At 72.3% G+C, this 17,150-nt stretch carries 1 protein-coding gene and 1 pseudogene; both read right to left on the reverse strand.

The window, feature by feature from the left end; all coding sequences use genetic code 11:
- Positions 1–1,911: type I polyketide synthase (locus tag IEJ02_RS46235; RefSeq protein ID WP_191070276.1), on the reverse strand; the 1,911-nt coding region annotated here is incomplete at its 3' end.
- 45 nt (positions 1,912–1,956) lie between these two features.
- Positions 1,957–17,150, reverse strand: a pseudogene (locus IEJ02_RS46240) (type I polyketide synthase); the annotation flags it as partial.

Genomic DNA, 17,150 nt, shown 5'->3' on the forward strand with positions numbered 1-17,150 from the left:
CGACACCATCACCGCGAACAGCACCGGCTGGACCACATCCACCCGGTCGAAGCCCGGAGCACCCTCCGCGCCGCGCAGCACATCCGTCAGCGACCAGTCCACGTACGCCGACAGGGCCGTCTCACACTCGCCGATCGCCTCGGCGAACACCGGCGAGGACTCCAGCAAGTCCACCGCCATACCCATCCACTGCGCCCCCTGACCGGGGAACACAAAGACCGAACGGCCACGGACATCCGCCACGCCACGCGTGACACCCGAGGCGACCTCGTCCCCGGCCAACGCGCCCAGCCGCTCCAGGAGCTCCTCGCGATCGGCCCCCGTCACCACCCCGCGGTGCTCGAACACCGACCGCGTCGCCACCAGCGAGTACGCCACGTCGGCGGCGCTCAGCTCCGGCCGCTCGGCCAGGAACTCCCGCAGCCTGCCCGCCTGTGCGCGCAGGCCGGCCGCGCTGCGGCCGGACACCACCCATGCCACCGGACCGTCGGCGACCTCGGCCTCGGCCTCCTCGACCTCCTCGGGCTCCGGAGCCTGCTCCAGGATCGCGTGGGCGTTCGTCCCGCTGATGCCGAACGAGGACACACCGGCCCGGCGAGGCTGGTCGGTCTCGGGCCAGGGGGTCGACTCGTTGAGCAGCCGGATGTCGCCCTCGGACCAGTCCACCTGGGTGGACGGCTCGTCCGCGTGGAGCGTCTTGGGCAGCACGCCGTTCCGCATGGCCATCACCATCTTGATGACCCCACCGACACCGGCGGCGGCCTGGGAGTGGCCGATGTTGGACTTCAGCGAGCCCAGCCACAGCGGCTTGTTCTCCGGCCGCTCCTTGCCGTAGGTGGCGAGCAGCGCCTGCGCCTCGATCGGGTCGCCCAGCGACGTACCCGTGCCGTGTGCCTCCACCGCGTCCACATCGGCGGGGGTCAGGCCCGCGTTCTGGAGCGCCTGGCGGATCACCCGCCGCTGCGAGGGGCCGTTGGGGGCCGTCAGACCGTTGGACGCGCCGTCCTGGTTGATCGCCGAGCCCCGGACGACGGCCAGCACCGGGTGGCCGTTGCGGCGGGCGTCGGAGAGCCGCTCCAGGAGGAGCAGACCCACGCCCTCCGCCCAGCCGGTGCCGTCGGCGCCCGCGCCGAACGCCTTGCACCGTCCGTCGGGAGCGAGCCCGCCCTGCCGGCTGAACTCGACGAACATGCTGGGGGTGAACATGACGGCGACGCCACCCGCCAGGGCCAGCGAGCACTCCTCCTGACGGAGCGCCTGGCAGGCCCAGTGCAGGGCGACCAGCGACGACGAGCACGCGGTGTCCACCGTCACGGCGGGCCCCTCGAGGCCCAGGGTGTAGGCCACCCGCCCGGAGACCACGGAGGTGGCGTTGCCCGCGAGCAGCAGCCCCTCCACGCCTTCGGGCATCTCGCTCACCCCGGCGCCGTAGCCGGAGGGCGAGGCACCGACGAACACACCGGCCTGGCTGCCCCGCACCGACGCCGGGTCGATCCCGGCGCGCTCGAACGCCTCCCAGGCGGTTTCCAGCAGCAGCCGCTGCTGGGGGTCGGTGGCGAGCGCCTCCCGCGGGCTCATGGAGAAGAAGCCGGGGTCGAAGTCGCCGGGCGCGTCCAGGAATCCGCCCTCGCGGACGGAGAAGGTGCCGGATCGGTCCGAGTCCGGGTCGAAGAAGCCATCGACGTCCCAGCCCCGGTCGGGCGGGAACTCGGTGATGGCGTCGCCGCCCTCGGCGACGAGCCGCCACAGCTCCTCCGGAGTCTTCACACCCCCCGGGTACCGGCAGCTCATCGCCACGATGGCGATGGGCTCCCGGTCCCGCTCCTCCACCTGTCGAAGTCGCCGACGAGCCTGACGCAGGTCAGCCGTCACCTTCTTGAGGTAGTCAAGGAGTTTTTCGTCTTCCGCCACTATCCCCAGCCCCTTGAAACACTCTGTGAGTTCCAGCTCGCCACGTCAGGACATTCCGAATTCGTCGTCAATGAGTTTGAAGATCTCGTCGGCGGTGGCCGATTCGATCTCGCTGTCGTCATCCGCGTCGTCGTCCAGCGCCGTCGCGGTGCCGGACACCGGCCCGGTGCCGCCGGCGGACCACTTCGCCACCAGGCCCTGGAGCCGCTCCATGACCCGGCGTTGCGTCTCGCTGTCGGAGTCGAGCGCCGACAGGGTGGATTCCAGCCGGTCGAGTTCTCCGAAGACGGGCTCGGTCGCGGGCCCGTCCGCGGGGGTGACCTCTTCCCGCAGGAATCGTCCGAGTGACACCGGGGTCGGGTAGTCGAACACCAGGGTCGCCGGCAGCCGCGTTCCGGTGATCGCGTTGAGCCGGTTGCGCAGCTCGACGGCCGACAGGGAGTCGAAGCCCAGGTCCTTGAAGGCGTGTCCGGGTTCGATCGCCTGCCCCGACGCGTAGCCGAGGACGACGGCCACTTGGTCGCACACCAGCTCCACCAGGATGCGCTCGCGCTCCGTCTCGGACTTCCCGGCCAGGTGCTGCTTGAGCTCGGTGGCCGGGTCGGCCGTGGTGCTCGCGGCACCCGACTCGGCGGTCCGGCGCGCGGGGGCCCGCACCAGTCCCCGCAGCAGCGGGGGTACCGGCTCGCCCACCGACGCCATGTCCATCGTCATGGGCACCAGGACGGCACCGTCGAGATCGCGGGTCGCGTCGAACAGCGCGAGTCCGGCCTCGGGGGTGAGGGCGACCATGCCGGTCCGGGTCATGCGGCTGACGTCGGCGTCGGCCAGTTCGGTGGTCATGCCGCCGTCCTGCGTCCACGGCCCCCAGACGAGCGAGGTGGCCGGGAGCCCTTCGGCCCTGCGGTGCTGGGCCAGGGCGTCCATGAACGCGTTGCCCGCCGCGTAGTTGGCCTGGCCCGAGCCGCCGAAGGTACCGGAGACGGAGGAGTACAGGATGAAGGCGGCGAGGTCGAGGTCGCGGGTGAGCTCGTGGAGGTGCAGCGCGGCGTCCACCTTCGGACGCAGCACCTTGTCCACCCGCTCCGGCGTCAGCGACTCCACCACACCGTCATCCAGCACACCCGCCGCATGCACCACGGCCGACAGCGGATGCTCCGAACCGATCCCCGCCAGCAGCTTCTCCACCGCGGCCCGGTCGGCGACATCACACGCCACCACCCGCGCCTCGGCACCCAGCCCGGCCAGCTCCGCCACCAACTCCGCCGCACCCGGCGCCTGAACGCCACGACGACTCGTCAGCACCAGACGCTCAACACCGTGCTCCACCACCAGATGACGGGCCAGCAACGCACCCAGACCACCCGTACCACCCGTGATCAGCACCGTCCCCTGACCATCCAGCGTCCGCGGGATGGTCAGCGCCACCTTGCCGGTGTGCCGGGCCTGGCTGATGAAGCGGAAGGCGTCGGGTGCCCTGCGGACATCCCAGGTGCGCACCGGCAGCGGCCGCAGTACCCCGCTCTCGAACAGGGAGATCAGGTCGCTCCACATCTCATGGATGCGGTCGGCTCCTGCCTCCATGAGGTCGAACGCCCGATAGGAGACTCCGGTGTATTCGGCGGCCACCTCGTCCGGGATCCGGATGTCGGTCTTGCCCATCTCCAGGAACCGTCCGCCGCGCGGCAGCAGACGCAGACCCGCGTCCACGAACTCCCGCGCCAGCGAGTCGAGCACCACGTCCATACCGCGCCCGCCGGTGACATCGAGGAAGCGCTTTTCGAAGTCCAGCGTCCGCGACGACGCGATGTGCTCGTCGTCCAGACCCAGCGACCGCAGGGTGTCCCACTTGCCCTCGCTCGCCGTGCCGAAGACCTCGGCCCCGAGGTGCCGCGCCAGCTGGAGCGTGGCCATGCCCACACCACCGGCCGCCGAGTGCACCAGCACCGACTGGCCGGGCTGGAGACCTCCCAGGTCCACCATGGCGTAGTAGGCCGTCAGGAACACGATGGGGGTGGAGGCCGCCTGCTCGAACGTCCAGTCCTCCGGGACCCGGGCGACAACCCTCCGGTCGGTGATGGCGACCGGGCCGAACGACCCGCTGAAGATGCCCATCACCCGGTCGCCGGGGGTCAGGTCCGTCACTCCGGGGCCGACCTCGGTCACGATGCCGGCGCCCTCACCACCGAGCGGCCCGGCCTCTCCGGGGTACATCCCCAGGGCGTTGAGCACATCGCGGAAGTTCATCCCCGCCGCGCGCATCTCGACCCTGATCTCGTTCTCGCCCAGCGCTTCGGTGACATCGGGGCAGGGCAGCAGCGCCAGGTTCTCCAGGGTTCCCTTGGCGTGCATGTCCAGGCGCCATTCGCGTATGCCCGCGGGGGGCAGCAGCGCGGTGCCCGAGGAGACCCGCGCCATGCGCTGGCCGAGCACCGTGCCCTCGCGGACCACGGCCTGCGGCTCGTCGCCGGCGAGCACCGCGCGCAGTGCCGCCTTGGACGCCTCGGCGGGCTCCTGTGGGTCCAGGTCCACCAGGACGAAGCAGTTCGGGTTCTCCGACTGCGCGGATCGCACCATGCCCCACAGGGGTGCGTGGATCAGGTCCGGGGTCTCGTCGCGGTCCTCGGGCGCCATGGCGCCCGACGTCACGAAGACCAGTCGGGAGGAGTCGAACCGGCGGTCGCCGAGCCAGCCCTGGATCATGCCGAGCGTGTGGTGCGTCACCGCGTGGATGGCGCCCGCCGGCTCCAGGCCCCGCTTGGCCTTGCTCTTGCCCTTGGCCTTGCCCTTCGCCTTGCTCCTGGGCTTGCCCTGAGCCGCCTCGTCGTCGAGGCCCGGTGCGTAGGAGACCAGCACGGCCTCCGGGGCAGCGGCGCCTGCGTCGATCGCGGCGCCCAGCGCGTCGAGATCGGCGTAGGCGGTCACCTCGGCTCCGGCGATCGCGCCGGCGGCCAGTCCGTAGTGGTCGGTGCCCACCAGGGCCCACGTGGCCGTTGCCGCCTCGGCCGGAGCGATGGCCGGAACGGCGGTCCAGTCCAGCGTGAACAGCGAGTCGCGGAACGCCGACGTCCTGGCCGAGTCGATGTGTTCCACCGACACCGGGCGCAGCACGAGGGATTCGATCGACGCCACCGGGCGGCCGGTTCCATCGGCCACCGCGAGGGAGATGGAATCCGGTCCGAGCTGGGTGAGCCGCACCCGCAGGGTGGACGCGCCACCGGCGTGGAGCGACACCCCGCTCCAGGAGAACGGGAGCCGGGAGAGACCGACGTCCTCCAGGGCGACGAAGGTCACCGCCTGTACGGCGGCGTCCAGCAGCGCCGGGTGGAGGCCGAAGTCGGCCGCGTCCGACGCGTGCTCCTCACCGAGGCCGACCTCGACGTAGACCTCGTCGCCGGAGCGCCAGGCGGCCCGCAGGCCCTGGAACACCGGGCCATAGGCGAAGCCGGTGGCGGCGAAGCGCTCGTAGAAGTCGCTGATGTCCAGGGCTTCCGCGTCCGCCGGGGGCCATGCGCTCAGGTCGAACGACGGCTCGGGGCCGGCCGGGGCGAGCGCACCGGCCGCGTGCTGCGTCCACGGCTCGTCCGAGGGCGCGTCGGCCGGGCGGGAGTACAGGCTGAGCGAGCGGTAGCCCGTCTCGTCCGTGTCACCCACCCAGAGCTGCACCTGGACCGGTTCGTTCTCGGGCAGGACCATCGGGGTGGCCAGGGTGACCTCCTCGACCCGGCCGCTGCCGACCTGGTCGGCGGCGCGAATGGCCAGTTCGAGGAATCCGGTCCCGGGGAACAGGGCCATGCCCCCGATCGCGTGGTCGGCCAGCCATGGCTGACTCTGCACCGACAGCCTGCTGGTGAACAGGAATCCATCGCTGCCCGCCAGCTCGACTCCGGCGCCCAGCAGCGGGTGGTTGGGAGAGCTGAGCCCGGCGGAGGCGACGTCCCCGGTGATCGGGCCGGGTGCCTTCGGCCAGTAGCGCTGACGCTGGAAGGCGTAGGTGGGCAGTTCCACCCGCCGCGCATCGCGTCCGGCGAACGCCGTCGACCAGTTCACGGTGGTGCCGTGAACGTGGAGTTCGGCCAGCGCCGTCATCAGCGACTGCGTCTCGGGGCGGTTCTTGCGCAGCGCGGGGACGAGGGTGAGAGTGCCTCCGGCCTCGTCGGCCGTCAGGCAGTCCTGGGCCATCGCGGTGAGCACACCGTCGGGGCCCACCTCCAGGAACGAGGTCACCCCGAGCTTCTCCAGGGCCCGTATCCCGTCCGCGAAGCGCACCGCCTCCCGCACATGCCGCACCCAGTAATCCGGCGAGCAGACCTCGGCCGCTCCCGCCGACGCGCCCGTGAGGTTGGAGACCAGAGAGATCGACGGTGCCTGGAAGGACAGGCCCGCGACCACGTCACGGAAGTCGTCCAGCATCGCGTCCATGCGCGGCGAGTGGAACGCGTGGCTGACCCGCAGCCGGCGGATCTTACGACCCTGCCGCTCCCACTCCCCGGCGATCTCCAACGCCGCTTCCCGGTCACCGGCGATGACCACGGCGGCCGGGCCGTTGACCGCCGCGATGCTCACCTCGGCCTCACGACCGGCCAGCGACCCCGCGATCTCCTCCTCCGACGCCTGCACCGCGACCATCGCGCCGCCCTCGGGCAGGGCCTGCATCAACCGGCCACGCGCCGCGATCAACGTGCAGGCGTCCTCCAGGGAGAGCACCCCGGCCACGTGGGCCGCGGCGACCTCTCCCACCGAGTGGCCGATCAGTACGTCCGCGGTGACGCCCCAGCGCTCCAGCAGCCGGTACAGCGCCACCTCGATGGCGAACAGCGCGGGCTGGGTGAACGCCGTCTGGTCCAGCAGCTCGGCGTCCGCGCTGCCCTCGGCGGCGAACATCACCTCCCGCAGCGGCCGGTCGAGCAGCACATCGAGATACGCGCACACCTCGTCCAGGGCGCGGGCGAACACCGGGAAGGCGCCGTACAGCTCCCGGCCCATGCCGAGCCGCTGTGCACCCTGACCCGAGAACAGGAACGCCGTCTTACCGGCCGTGCCCACGGATCCCTGGACGACTCCGGGGACCGTGGCACCCGAGGCGATGGCGTCGAGACCGCTCAGCAGTCCCTCCCGGTCGCCGCTCAGGAGCACGGCGCGGTGGTCGAAGACGGACCGGGTGGCCGCCAGCGAGTAGCCCACGTCGTCGAGGTCGAGTTCGGGGTGGGCCGCCACGTAGTCGCGCAGGTTCCTGGCCTGGGCACGCAGCGCCTCGGCGCCCTTGCCGGTGACCGTCCAGGGCAGTGCCTCCGAGCCGGTCGAGGAGGTGTCGTCCCTACGGACCCGCTCGGCCGCCTCCGGCTCCTCCGGCTCCGGGGCCTGCTCAATGATGGTGTGGGCGTTGGTGCCGCTGATGCCGAACGAGGAGATGCCCGCCCGGCGCGGCTCGCCGTTGTCCGGCCACGCGGTCGACGCGGTCAGCAGCCGGACCTCGCCCGCCGACCAGTCCACATGCGGCGTGGGCTCATCGACGTGGAGCGTCTTCGGCAGCACGCCCTCGCGCATGGCCATCACCATCTTGATGATCCCGGCGACGCCCGCGGCCGCCTGCGTGTGGCCGAGGTTGGACTTGATGGAGCCCAGCCACAGCGGCTGGTCCTCCGGCCGCCCCTGGCCGTAGGTGGCCAGCAGCGCCTGCGCCTCGATCGGGTCACCGAGCCTGGTGCCGGTGCCGTGCGCCTCGACCGCCTGTACCTGGTGGGCGGCGAGGTTCGCGCTGGCCAGCGCCTGGCGGATCACCCGCTGCTGCGACGGGCCGTTGGGCGCCGTGATGCCGTTGGAGGCACCGTCCTGGTTGATCGCCGAGCCGCGCACGATCGCCATCACCGGGTGACCGTTGCGCCGCGCGTCCGAGAGCCGCTCGAGCAGCAGCACACCGACGCCCTCGGACCAGCCCGTGCCGTCCGCCGACGCGGCGAACGCCTTGCACCGCCCGTCCGACGACAGCCCCTTCTGGCGGCTGAAGTCCACGAACGATCCCGGGCTGGACATGATCGTGACACCGCCGGCCAGCGCGAGGGAGCACTCGCCCTGGCGCAGCGACTGCACGGCCATGTGCAGCGCCACCAGCGACGACGAGCACGCCGTGTCCACCGTGACGGCCGGTCCTTCGAGGCCGAAGGTGTAGGAGATACGGCCCGAGACGACGCTGGCCGCGTTGCCCGTTCCGAGGTACCCATCCGGTCCGCCCGGGGCGGTCAGCAGCAGGCCGATGTAATCCTGGCCGTTGCTTCCCGCGAAGACACCCGTCCGGCTCCCCTTGAGCGACGCGGGGTCGATGCCCGCCCGCTCGAACACCTCCCAGGAGGTCTCCAGCAGCAGCCGCTGCTGCGGGTCGATGGTCAGTGCCTCGCGCGGGGCGATCCCGAAGAACGCCGGGTCGAACTCGTCGGCGTCGTAGACGAAGCCGCCGCCGCTCGCATAGCTGGTGCCCGAGTTCTCCGGGTCCGGATCGTAGAGGTCGTCCAGATCCCAGCCACGGTTGGTCGGGTAGGCGCTGATCACGTCGCTGCCCTCGGAGACCAGCCGCCACAGGTCCTCCGGAGTGCGCACCCCGCCGGGGAAGCGGCAGCTCATGGACACGATCGCGATCGGGTCGTCGTCCACGACCGTGCCCGTCACCGCCGGCAGGTCATCGGCCGGCGCGGGCGCGGTGCCCACCACCTCACCGAGGATGAACCGGGCGAGCACCGTGGGCGTCGGGTAGTCGAAGGCCACGGTGACCGGCAGATTCACACCGGCCACCGTGCTCAGGCCGTTCCGCAGCTCCACGGCGGTCAGCGAGTCGAACCCGATGTCCCTGAAGGCCCGGTCCGGCTCCACCGCGTCGGCGCTCGGGTACCCGATCACCTCGGCGGCGTGCGACCTGACGAGGTCGAGCACCTCCGCCTCGCGTTCGGCGGCCGACAGCCCTTCGAGGCGATCGGCCAGCCCGGAGAGGGCCGCACCGAGCTCGGTCTCCGCCGCCTCCAGGGCCTCCCGCACCTCCGGCAGTTCGTTCAGCAGGGGACGCGGCCGGGCCGAGGCGAACCCGGGGGCGTAGCGCTCCCAGTCCACATCGGCGACGGTGACGTCCACCTCGTCGTGGTCGAGCGCCTGCTGGAGGGCGTCGACGGCGAGTTCGGGCACCAGCGCCGGCATACCGCGCCGCTTCAGCTGGGCCGCGGTGGCGTCGTCGACCAGACCACCGCCGCCCCAGGCGCCCCACGCCACCGAGGTGGCCGCCAGCCCCTGGGCCCGGCGCTGCTGCGCCAGGGCGTCGAGGAAGGCGTTCGCGGCGGCGTAGCTGCCCTGACCGGCGCCACCGACGGTTCCGGCGTACGAGGAGAAGAGGATGAACGCGGACAGGTCCAGGTCCTGCGTCAGCTCGTGGAGGTTCACCACGGCGTCCACCTTGGGCCGGAAGACCCCTTGCGTCCGGGAGACGGTGAGGGTGTCGATGAGGCCGTCGTCCAGCACACCGGCCGCGTGCACCACCGCGGTCAGCGGGTACTCCGCGGGCAGCCCGTCGAGGACCTCCCGCAGGGCGCCGCGGTCGGCGGCGTCACAGGCCGCGACGGTGACCCGCGCGCCCAGTGCGGTCAGCTCGTCCCTCAGCTCCGCCGCGCCGGGCGCGTCGAGGCCGCGGCGGCTGGTCAGCACCAGGTGCTCGGCACCGCCACGGGCGAGCCAGCGGGCGAGGCGGCCGCCGAGGGCGCCGGTACCACCGGTGATCAGGACGCTGCCGCGAGGCTGCCAGGTACGGACCGGCCGGGTGTCGCCCAAGGGCGCCCGGACGAGCCGTCGGCCGAAGACCCCGGAGGCGCGCACCGCGACCTGGTCCTCGTCACCGGAGCGCCCGATCAGGCCGACCAGGCGGTTGAGCGCCCGCTCGTCGATCGCGTCCGGCGACTCGGGCAGGTCCACGAGACCGCCCCACCGCTGTGCGTACTCCAGGCCGACCACCCGGCCCAGACCCCACACCAGGGACTGCTTGACGCTGCCGACCCGGTCGGAGCGGCCCACGGACACGGCTCCGGTGGTGGCGAGCCACAGCGGCACATCGATGTCGATGTCGCTCAGCGCCTGGACCAGTGCCACGGTCGCGGCGAAGCCGCGCGGAATGCCCGGGTGGCCGACGAGCGCCTCCTCGTCCAGCGCGAGCAGGGAGAGCACTCCGTCGATCGCGGGCGTTGCCTCCTGCCCGGATCCGTCCGCGGTGGGCTTGGTGGGCGCCGCGGCCCGCAGGAGCCCGGCCAGCGAGGACCGCTCCGGCTCCGTCTCGTCCAGGTCGACCCGCACCATACGGGCACCGTGGCGCTCCACGTCCCGCGCGATGCGCTCCGCCAGTTCACGGGCGCTGTCGACCGGCGGGACGACGACCGCCCACGTACCGGTGATCGGGGCGCCCTGCTCCAGGTCGGAGCCGGACGACGACTGGTCGATGAGCGGCTTCCAGTTGATCCGGTAGCGCCAGTTGTCGACCGTCGAACGGTCACGCCTGCCGCGCCGGTACGACGACAGGGCGGGCAGCACCGCGCTGAGCGGCGCCTCGCCGTCGAGATCCAGGGTCTGCGCCAGCCCTTCGAGGTCCTCACGCTCGACGGCCTCCCAGAACCGGGCGTCCACCGAGTCGGCCTCGGACGCGGGGCCGTTGCCGAGCCCGCCGTCCTCGGCCGGCTGCGGCCAGTACCGCTGCCGCTGGAAGGCGTAGGTCGGCAGCTCGACCTGACGGCCGCCCTGCCCGGCGAATACCTTCCGCCAGTCGACGTCGGCCCCGTTGACATGGAGTTCGGCGATCGAGGTCAGGAACCGCTCCCGGCCGCCTTCGTCACGGCGCAGCGTGCCCACGACCACGGCCTGGACCCCGGCGGCCTCGACGGTCTGCTGCACGGGAAGGGTGAGCACCGGATGCGGGCTCACCTCGATGAACACACCATGGCCACTGCCGAGCAGGGTACGGGTGGTGGCCTCCAGCTCGACGGTCTGCCGCAGGTTGCGGTACCAGTACTCCGCGTCCAGACCGGCGGTGTCCACCAGCTCACCGGAGACCGTCGAGTAGAACGGCACCTCCGAGGAACGCGGCTGAAGGTCCGCCAGGACCTCCAGCAGCTCCTCGCGGATCGCCTCCACGTGTGCGGAGTGCGAGGCGTAGTCCACCGGGACCCGGCGAACCCGGACCTCCTCGCCCTCCAGCTGGACGACCAGCTCGTCCAGCGCGCCCGGGTCGCCCGAGACCACGACCGAACCGGGGCCGTTGACCGCCGCGACGGATATTCCACCGTCCCAGGCGGCGATGCGCTCCTTGACCTGGTCGACCGGCAAGCCGACGGACACCATGCCACCACGACCCGCCAGACCCGCCGCGATGGCCTGCGACCGCAGGGTCACCACCTTCGCGGCGTCCTCCAGCGAGAGGGCGCCCGCGACGCAGGCCGCAGCGATCTCGCCCTGGCTGTGCCCCATCACGGCATCCGGCTCAATGCCGACCGAACGCCACAGCTTCGCCAGCGACACCATCACCGCGAAGAGCACCGGCTGCACCACATCCACCCGGTCGAAGTCGGGAGCACCCTCGGCACCACGCAGCACCTCGGCCAGCGACCAGTCCACGTGAGCCGACAGGGCGGTCTCACACTCGGCCATCGCCTCGGCGAACACCGGCGAGGACTCCAGCAGCCCCACCGCCATACCGACCCACTGCGCCCCCTGGCCGGGGAAGACGAACACCGAACGGCCCGGTGCCTCGACGGCGCTCGCGCGGACCACGCCCGGTGCCTTGGCCCCCTCGGCCACCGCCTCCAGGCGCTGCAGGAGTTCTTCTCGGCCGGTCCCGGTGACCGCGGCCCGGTACTGGAACGCGGACCTGGTCGTCGCCAGCGAGAGCGCCACATCGGCGGCACGCAACTCCGGGCGCTCGGCCACGAACTCCCGCAGCTGCTCGGCCTGGGCCAGCACCGCGTCGTTGCTCTTGCCCGCCACGACCCACGCCACCGGACCGTCAGTGACCTCGGCCTCGGCGACCTCGGCCGCCTCGGGCTCCGGGGCCTGCTCCAGGATGGTGTGCACATTGGTGCCGCTCATCCCGAACGCCGACACACCCGCACGCCGCGGATGCCCGGTCTCGGGCCACGGCCTGGCCTCGGCCAGCAGCTCGACGTCGCCCGCCGTCCAGTCCACGTGCGGTGAAGGCTCGTCGAGGTGCAGGGTCTTCGGCAGCACTCCGTGACGCATCGCCATCACCATCTTGATGACGCCGCCCACGCCCGCGGCCGCCTGCGAGTGGCCGATGTTCGACTTGATGGCGCCCAGCCACAGCGGCTGGCCCTCGGGGCGGTCCTGGCCGTAGGTGGCCAGCAGCGCCTGCGCCTCGATCGGGTCACCCAGGGTGGTACCCGTGCCGTGCGCCTCCACCGCGTCGACCTCGGCGGCCGACAGGCGGGCGTTCGCCAGCGCCTGCCGGATGACCCGCTGCTGCGAGGGGCCGTTGGGCGCCGTCAGGCCGTTGGACGCGCCGTCCTGGTTCACCGCGCTGCCCCGCACCACGGCGAGGACGGGGTGGCCGTTGCGGCGGGCGTCCGACAGCCGCTCGAGGACGAGCATGCCCACGCCCTCGGCCCAGCTCGCGCCGTCCGCGGCGGCCGAGAACGGCTTGCTGCGGCCGTCGGAGGCGAGCGCGCGCTGCCGGCTGAACTCGACCATCGACATCGGGGTGGACATCACGGTCACACCGCCGGCCAGCGCCAGCGAGCACTCGCCCTGGCGCAGCGCCTGCCACGCGAGGTGCAGGGCGACCAACGACGACGAGCACGCGGTGTCCACCGTCATGGCGGGCCCTTCGAGGCCCAGGGTGTAGGAGATGCGGCCCGAGAGCACGCTCGGCGAGACACCGGTGCCGACCAGGCCCTCGACGCTCTCCTGGGATCCGGCGAGGACACCGCCGTAGTCCTGGTAGGTCACACCGGCGAAGACGCCGGTCTGGCTGCCCTTCGTGGAGACCGGGTCGATACCGGCCCGCTCCAGCGCCTCCCATGAGGTCTCCAGCAGCAGTCGGTGCTGCGGGTCCATCGAGATCGCCTCACGCGGCGAGATCCCGAAGAACGCCGGGTCGAACTGGCTGGCATTGTGCAGGAAGCCACCTTCCTGCGTGTAGCACTTGCCCGGCTCGTCCGGGTCCGGGTCGTAGAGGTTCTCGATNGGCTGGCATTGTGCAGGAAGCCACCTTCCTGCGTGTAGCACTTGCCCGGCTCGTCCGGGTCCGGGTCGTAGAGGTTCTCGATGTCCCAGCCGCGGTCCGTCGGGAAGGGGGAGATGCCGTCCCGGCCCTCGGCGACCAGGTTCCACAGGTCCTCCGGAGTGGCCACCCCTCCGGGGTAGCGGCAGCTCATCCCCACGATCACGATCGGATCGTCGTTGGCCGCCACCGCGACCGGCACCGGCTCCAGCGCTCCGGTCCGCGCGCCGAGCACCTCGGCACGGGCGAACTTCGCCAGTTCGGCGGGGGTCGGGTAGTCGAACACGGCCGTCGCCGGGAGGCGCAGGCCCGTGGCCTTGCTCACCCGGTTACGGAATTCGACGGCGGTCAGCGAGCTGAAGCCGAGGTCCTTGAACGCCTGCGATCCCTGGACCGCGTCGGCCGAGGAATGTCCCAGCACCGCCGCGACATGCGTGCGGATCACATCGAGCAGTACCCGGTCCTGCTCGGGCTGGGAGAGCCCGGTCAGCCGTTCCCGCAGCGCGGCGAGCGGTCCGGACTCCGATCCGGCGCCGCGCTTGGCGGCGCGTCGTGTGGTCTTGCGCCGGCGGGCGGGCTTGGCGGATGCCTCCTCGACAGGGGTGTCGGTGGCCGCCTCGGCGGAGGTGGTGGTCTCGACCGTATCCGACGCCGGGATCTCCGGCTGCTCCGCAGCGACCTGACGCAGCGTCAGCGTCTCGGCGGAGAGCACGGTCTCGCCGGCTCCGTCGACCGCGGCCAGGGAGAGGGTCTCCGGACCGGTGCGGGCGAGCCGCACGCGCAGCGCGGAGGCACCGGAGGCGTACAGCGACACCCCGGCCAGGCTGAACAGGATGCGGCCGCGCCCCACGCCGTCCAGCACTCCGAGGCCGAGCGGCTGCAGCGCCGCGTCCAGCAGGGCGGGGTGCAGCCCGAACCGCTGGGCGTCCACGACGGACTCCTCGGCCAGGCTGACCTCGGCGAACACCTCGTCATCGCGCTGCCAGACGGCTCGCAGGCCACGGAAGGAGGGTCCGTAGACAAGGCCGTCGTCGGCGAGCAGCTCGTACAGGCCGTCCACCTCGACGCGCTCGGCGCCGGGCGGGGGCCATGCGGCGGAGTCGAAGCGCGCCGCTCCTTCGGCGGTCGCGGCGTCGTCCGGCTCCGGGGCGAGCACACCGCTGGCGTGGCAGATCCACTCGTCCTCGCCCAGCGGTTCGGCCGCCCGCGAGTACATCTCCAGCGAGCGGGTGCCGGACTCGTCCTCCTCACCGAGGACGAGCTGGATCTGGACGCCGCCCCCTCGGGGGAGGACCAGCGGCGCCTGGGCGACGAGCTCTTCCACCCGGCCGAGGCCGACCTCGTCACCGGCGCGAATGGCCAGTTCGACGAGGGCCGTGGTGGCCAGGACCGCCTCACCGCGCAGGACGTGGTCGGCCAGCCAGGGCTGGGTGTGCGGGGAGAGCGTTCCGGTGAACACCAGACCGTCGGTGCCCGCGAGGGGGACGGCTCCGCCCAGCAGCGGGTGGTCGGCCGGGTCGAGGCCGAAGGCGGCGGCGTCTCCCGCCGCGACACCGGGCTCCAGCCAGTAGCGCCGGTGCTGGAACGCATAGGTCGGCAGGTCCACGCGGCGGGCGCCGCGCCCGGCGAAGAACGCCCGCCAGTCGACGGTTTCGCCGTGGACGTGCGCCTCGGCGAGGGCCGCGACGAGTGCCTGCGTCTCGGGGCGGTCCTTGCGCAGCACCGGGACCAGCAGCGGGGCCGGTGTGTCCTGGGCCTCGATGTCGTCGACCGGTTCGGTCAGGCAGTCCTGGGCCATGGCGGACAGTACGCCGTCCGGGCCCACCTCGATGTACGCGGTGACGCCCTGCGCTTCGAGGGTCCGCACCCCGTCGAGGAAGCGGACGGTCTGCCGCACGTGCCGCACCCAGTACTCCGGCGAGCACACCTCTTCGGCACCGGCCTGCTCACCCGTGACATTCGAGATGAACGCGATGGACGGGCCGTGGTAGGTGAGCGTCCCCGCGACCGCGCGGAAGTCGTCCAGCATCGCGTCCATGTGCGGGGAGTGGAAGGCGTGGCTGACCCGCAGGCGGCGGGTCTTGCGGCCTCGCTCCGCCCACTGTTCGGCGATCTCCAGCGCCGCTTCCTCGTCACCGGCGATGACCACGGCGGCCGGGCCGTTGACGGCCGCGACGCTCACCTCGGCCTCACGACCGGCCAGCGACGCCGCGATCTCCTCCTCCGACGCCTCGACGGCGACCATCGCCCCACCGGCCGGCAGGGCCTGCATCAGACGGCCGCGAGCGGCCACCAGCGTGCAGGCGTCCTCCAGCGAGAACACCCCGGCCACATGGGCGGCGGCGATCTCACCGATGGAGTGGCCGATCAGCACGTCCGGGCGGACGCCCCAGTGCTCCAGCAGCCGGTACAGCGCCACCTCGACGGCGAAGAGGGCGGGCTGGGTGAACGCCGTCTGGTCCAGCAGTTCGGCGTCCGCACTGCCCTCGGCCGCGAACATCACATCCCGCAGCGGCCGGTCCAGCAGCACATCGAGGTGCGCGCACACCTCGTCCAGGGCGCGGGCGAACACGGGGTAGGCGTCGTACAACTCCCGCCCCATGCCGAGGCGCTGGGCACCCTGACCGGTGAACAGGAACGCGGTCTTTCCGCGGGCGGCCGCCAGCCCCTGGACGATGCCGGGGGCGTCGTCGCCCGCGGCGACGGTCTCCAGGCCGCGCAGCAGCGTCTCGCGTCCGGTGCCCAGCAGCACCGCGCGGTGCTCGAACACCGACCGCGTGGCGACCAGCGATTCGGCGATGTCCAGAACGCCGGACTCGGCCCCTTCGAGCAGGTGGGCCCGCAGCCGTGCGGCCTGGTCGCGGAGGGCTTCCGGGCTCCGGGCGGAGAGCACCCAGGGGGCCATGCCCCGGTCGTCGGCGGGTGCCGCCGGAGCGGACTCCGCCTCGTCCGGGACCGGGGCCTGCTCGATGATGGTGTGCGCGTTGGTACCGCTGACGCCGAAGGCGGAGACACCGGCCCGGCGCGGCTGCCCGGTCTCGGGCCACGCGGTGGCCTCGGTCAGCAGCCGCACTTCACCCGCCGACCAGTCCACCTCGCGCGACGGCTCGTCCACGTGCAGCGTCCGCGGCAGCACTCCGTGCCGCATCGCCATCACCATCTTGATGACACCGGCCACACCGGCGGCGGCCTGCGTGTGGCCGATGTTCGACTTGATCGATCCGAGCCACAGCGGCAGGTTCTCCGGGCGCTCCTGTCCGTAGGTGGCCAGCAGCGCCTGGGCCTCGATCGGGTCACCCAGCGTCGTTCCGGTGCCGTGTGCCTCGATCGCCTGGACGTCGGCGGGCGTCAGCCGGGCGTTGGCGAGGGCCTGGCGGATCACCCGCTGCTGGGACGGGCCGTTGGGCGCCGTCAGACCGTTGGACGCACCGTCCTGGTTGACGGCCGAACCCCGCACGATCGCCAGCACCTGGTGACCGTTGCGCCGGGCATCCGACAGCCGCTCCACGAGCAGCATGCCCACACCCTCGGACCAGCCCGTGCCGTCCGCCGCGTCCGCGAACGGCTTGCACCGGCCGTCAGGGGCCAGACCGCGCTGCCGGCTGAACTCCACGAAGGCCACCGGGCTGGTCATCACGGTGACGCCACCGGCGAGCGCCATCTCACACTCGCCCTGGCGCAGCGCCTGCGCGGCCTGGTGGAGGGCGACCAGAGACGACGAGCACGCCGTGTCCACCGTCAGCGCGGGTCCCTCAAGGCCAAGGGTGTAGGAGATCCGGCCCGACACCACGGAAGTGGCACTACCGGTCAGCAGCTGCCCCTCCAGCCCCTCGGGAATCTCGTTCAGCCCCATTCCGTAGCCGGAGGTCGCGGCTCCCACATAGACACCGATCTGACCGCCGCGCAGCGACGCCGGGTCGATACCGGCCCGCTCGAACGCCTCCCACGAGGTCTCCAGCAGCAACCGCTGCTGCGGATCCATCGC

Source organism: Streptomyces sp. 5-10, assembly GCF_014712245.1.
Lineage (GTDB): Bacteria > Actinomycetota > Actinomycetes > Streptomycetales > Streptomycetaceae > Streptomyces > Streptomyces violaceusniger.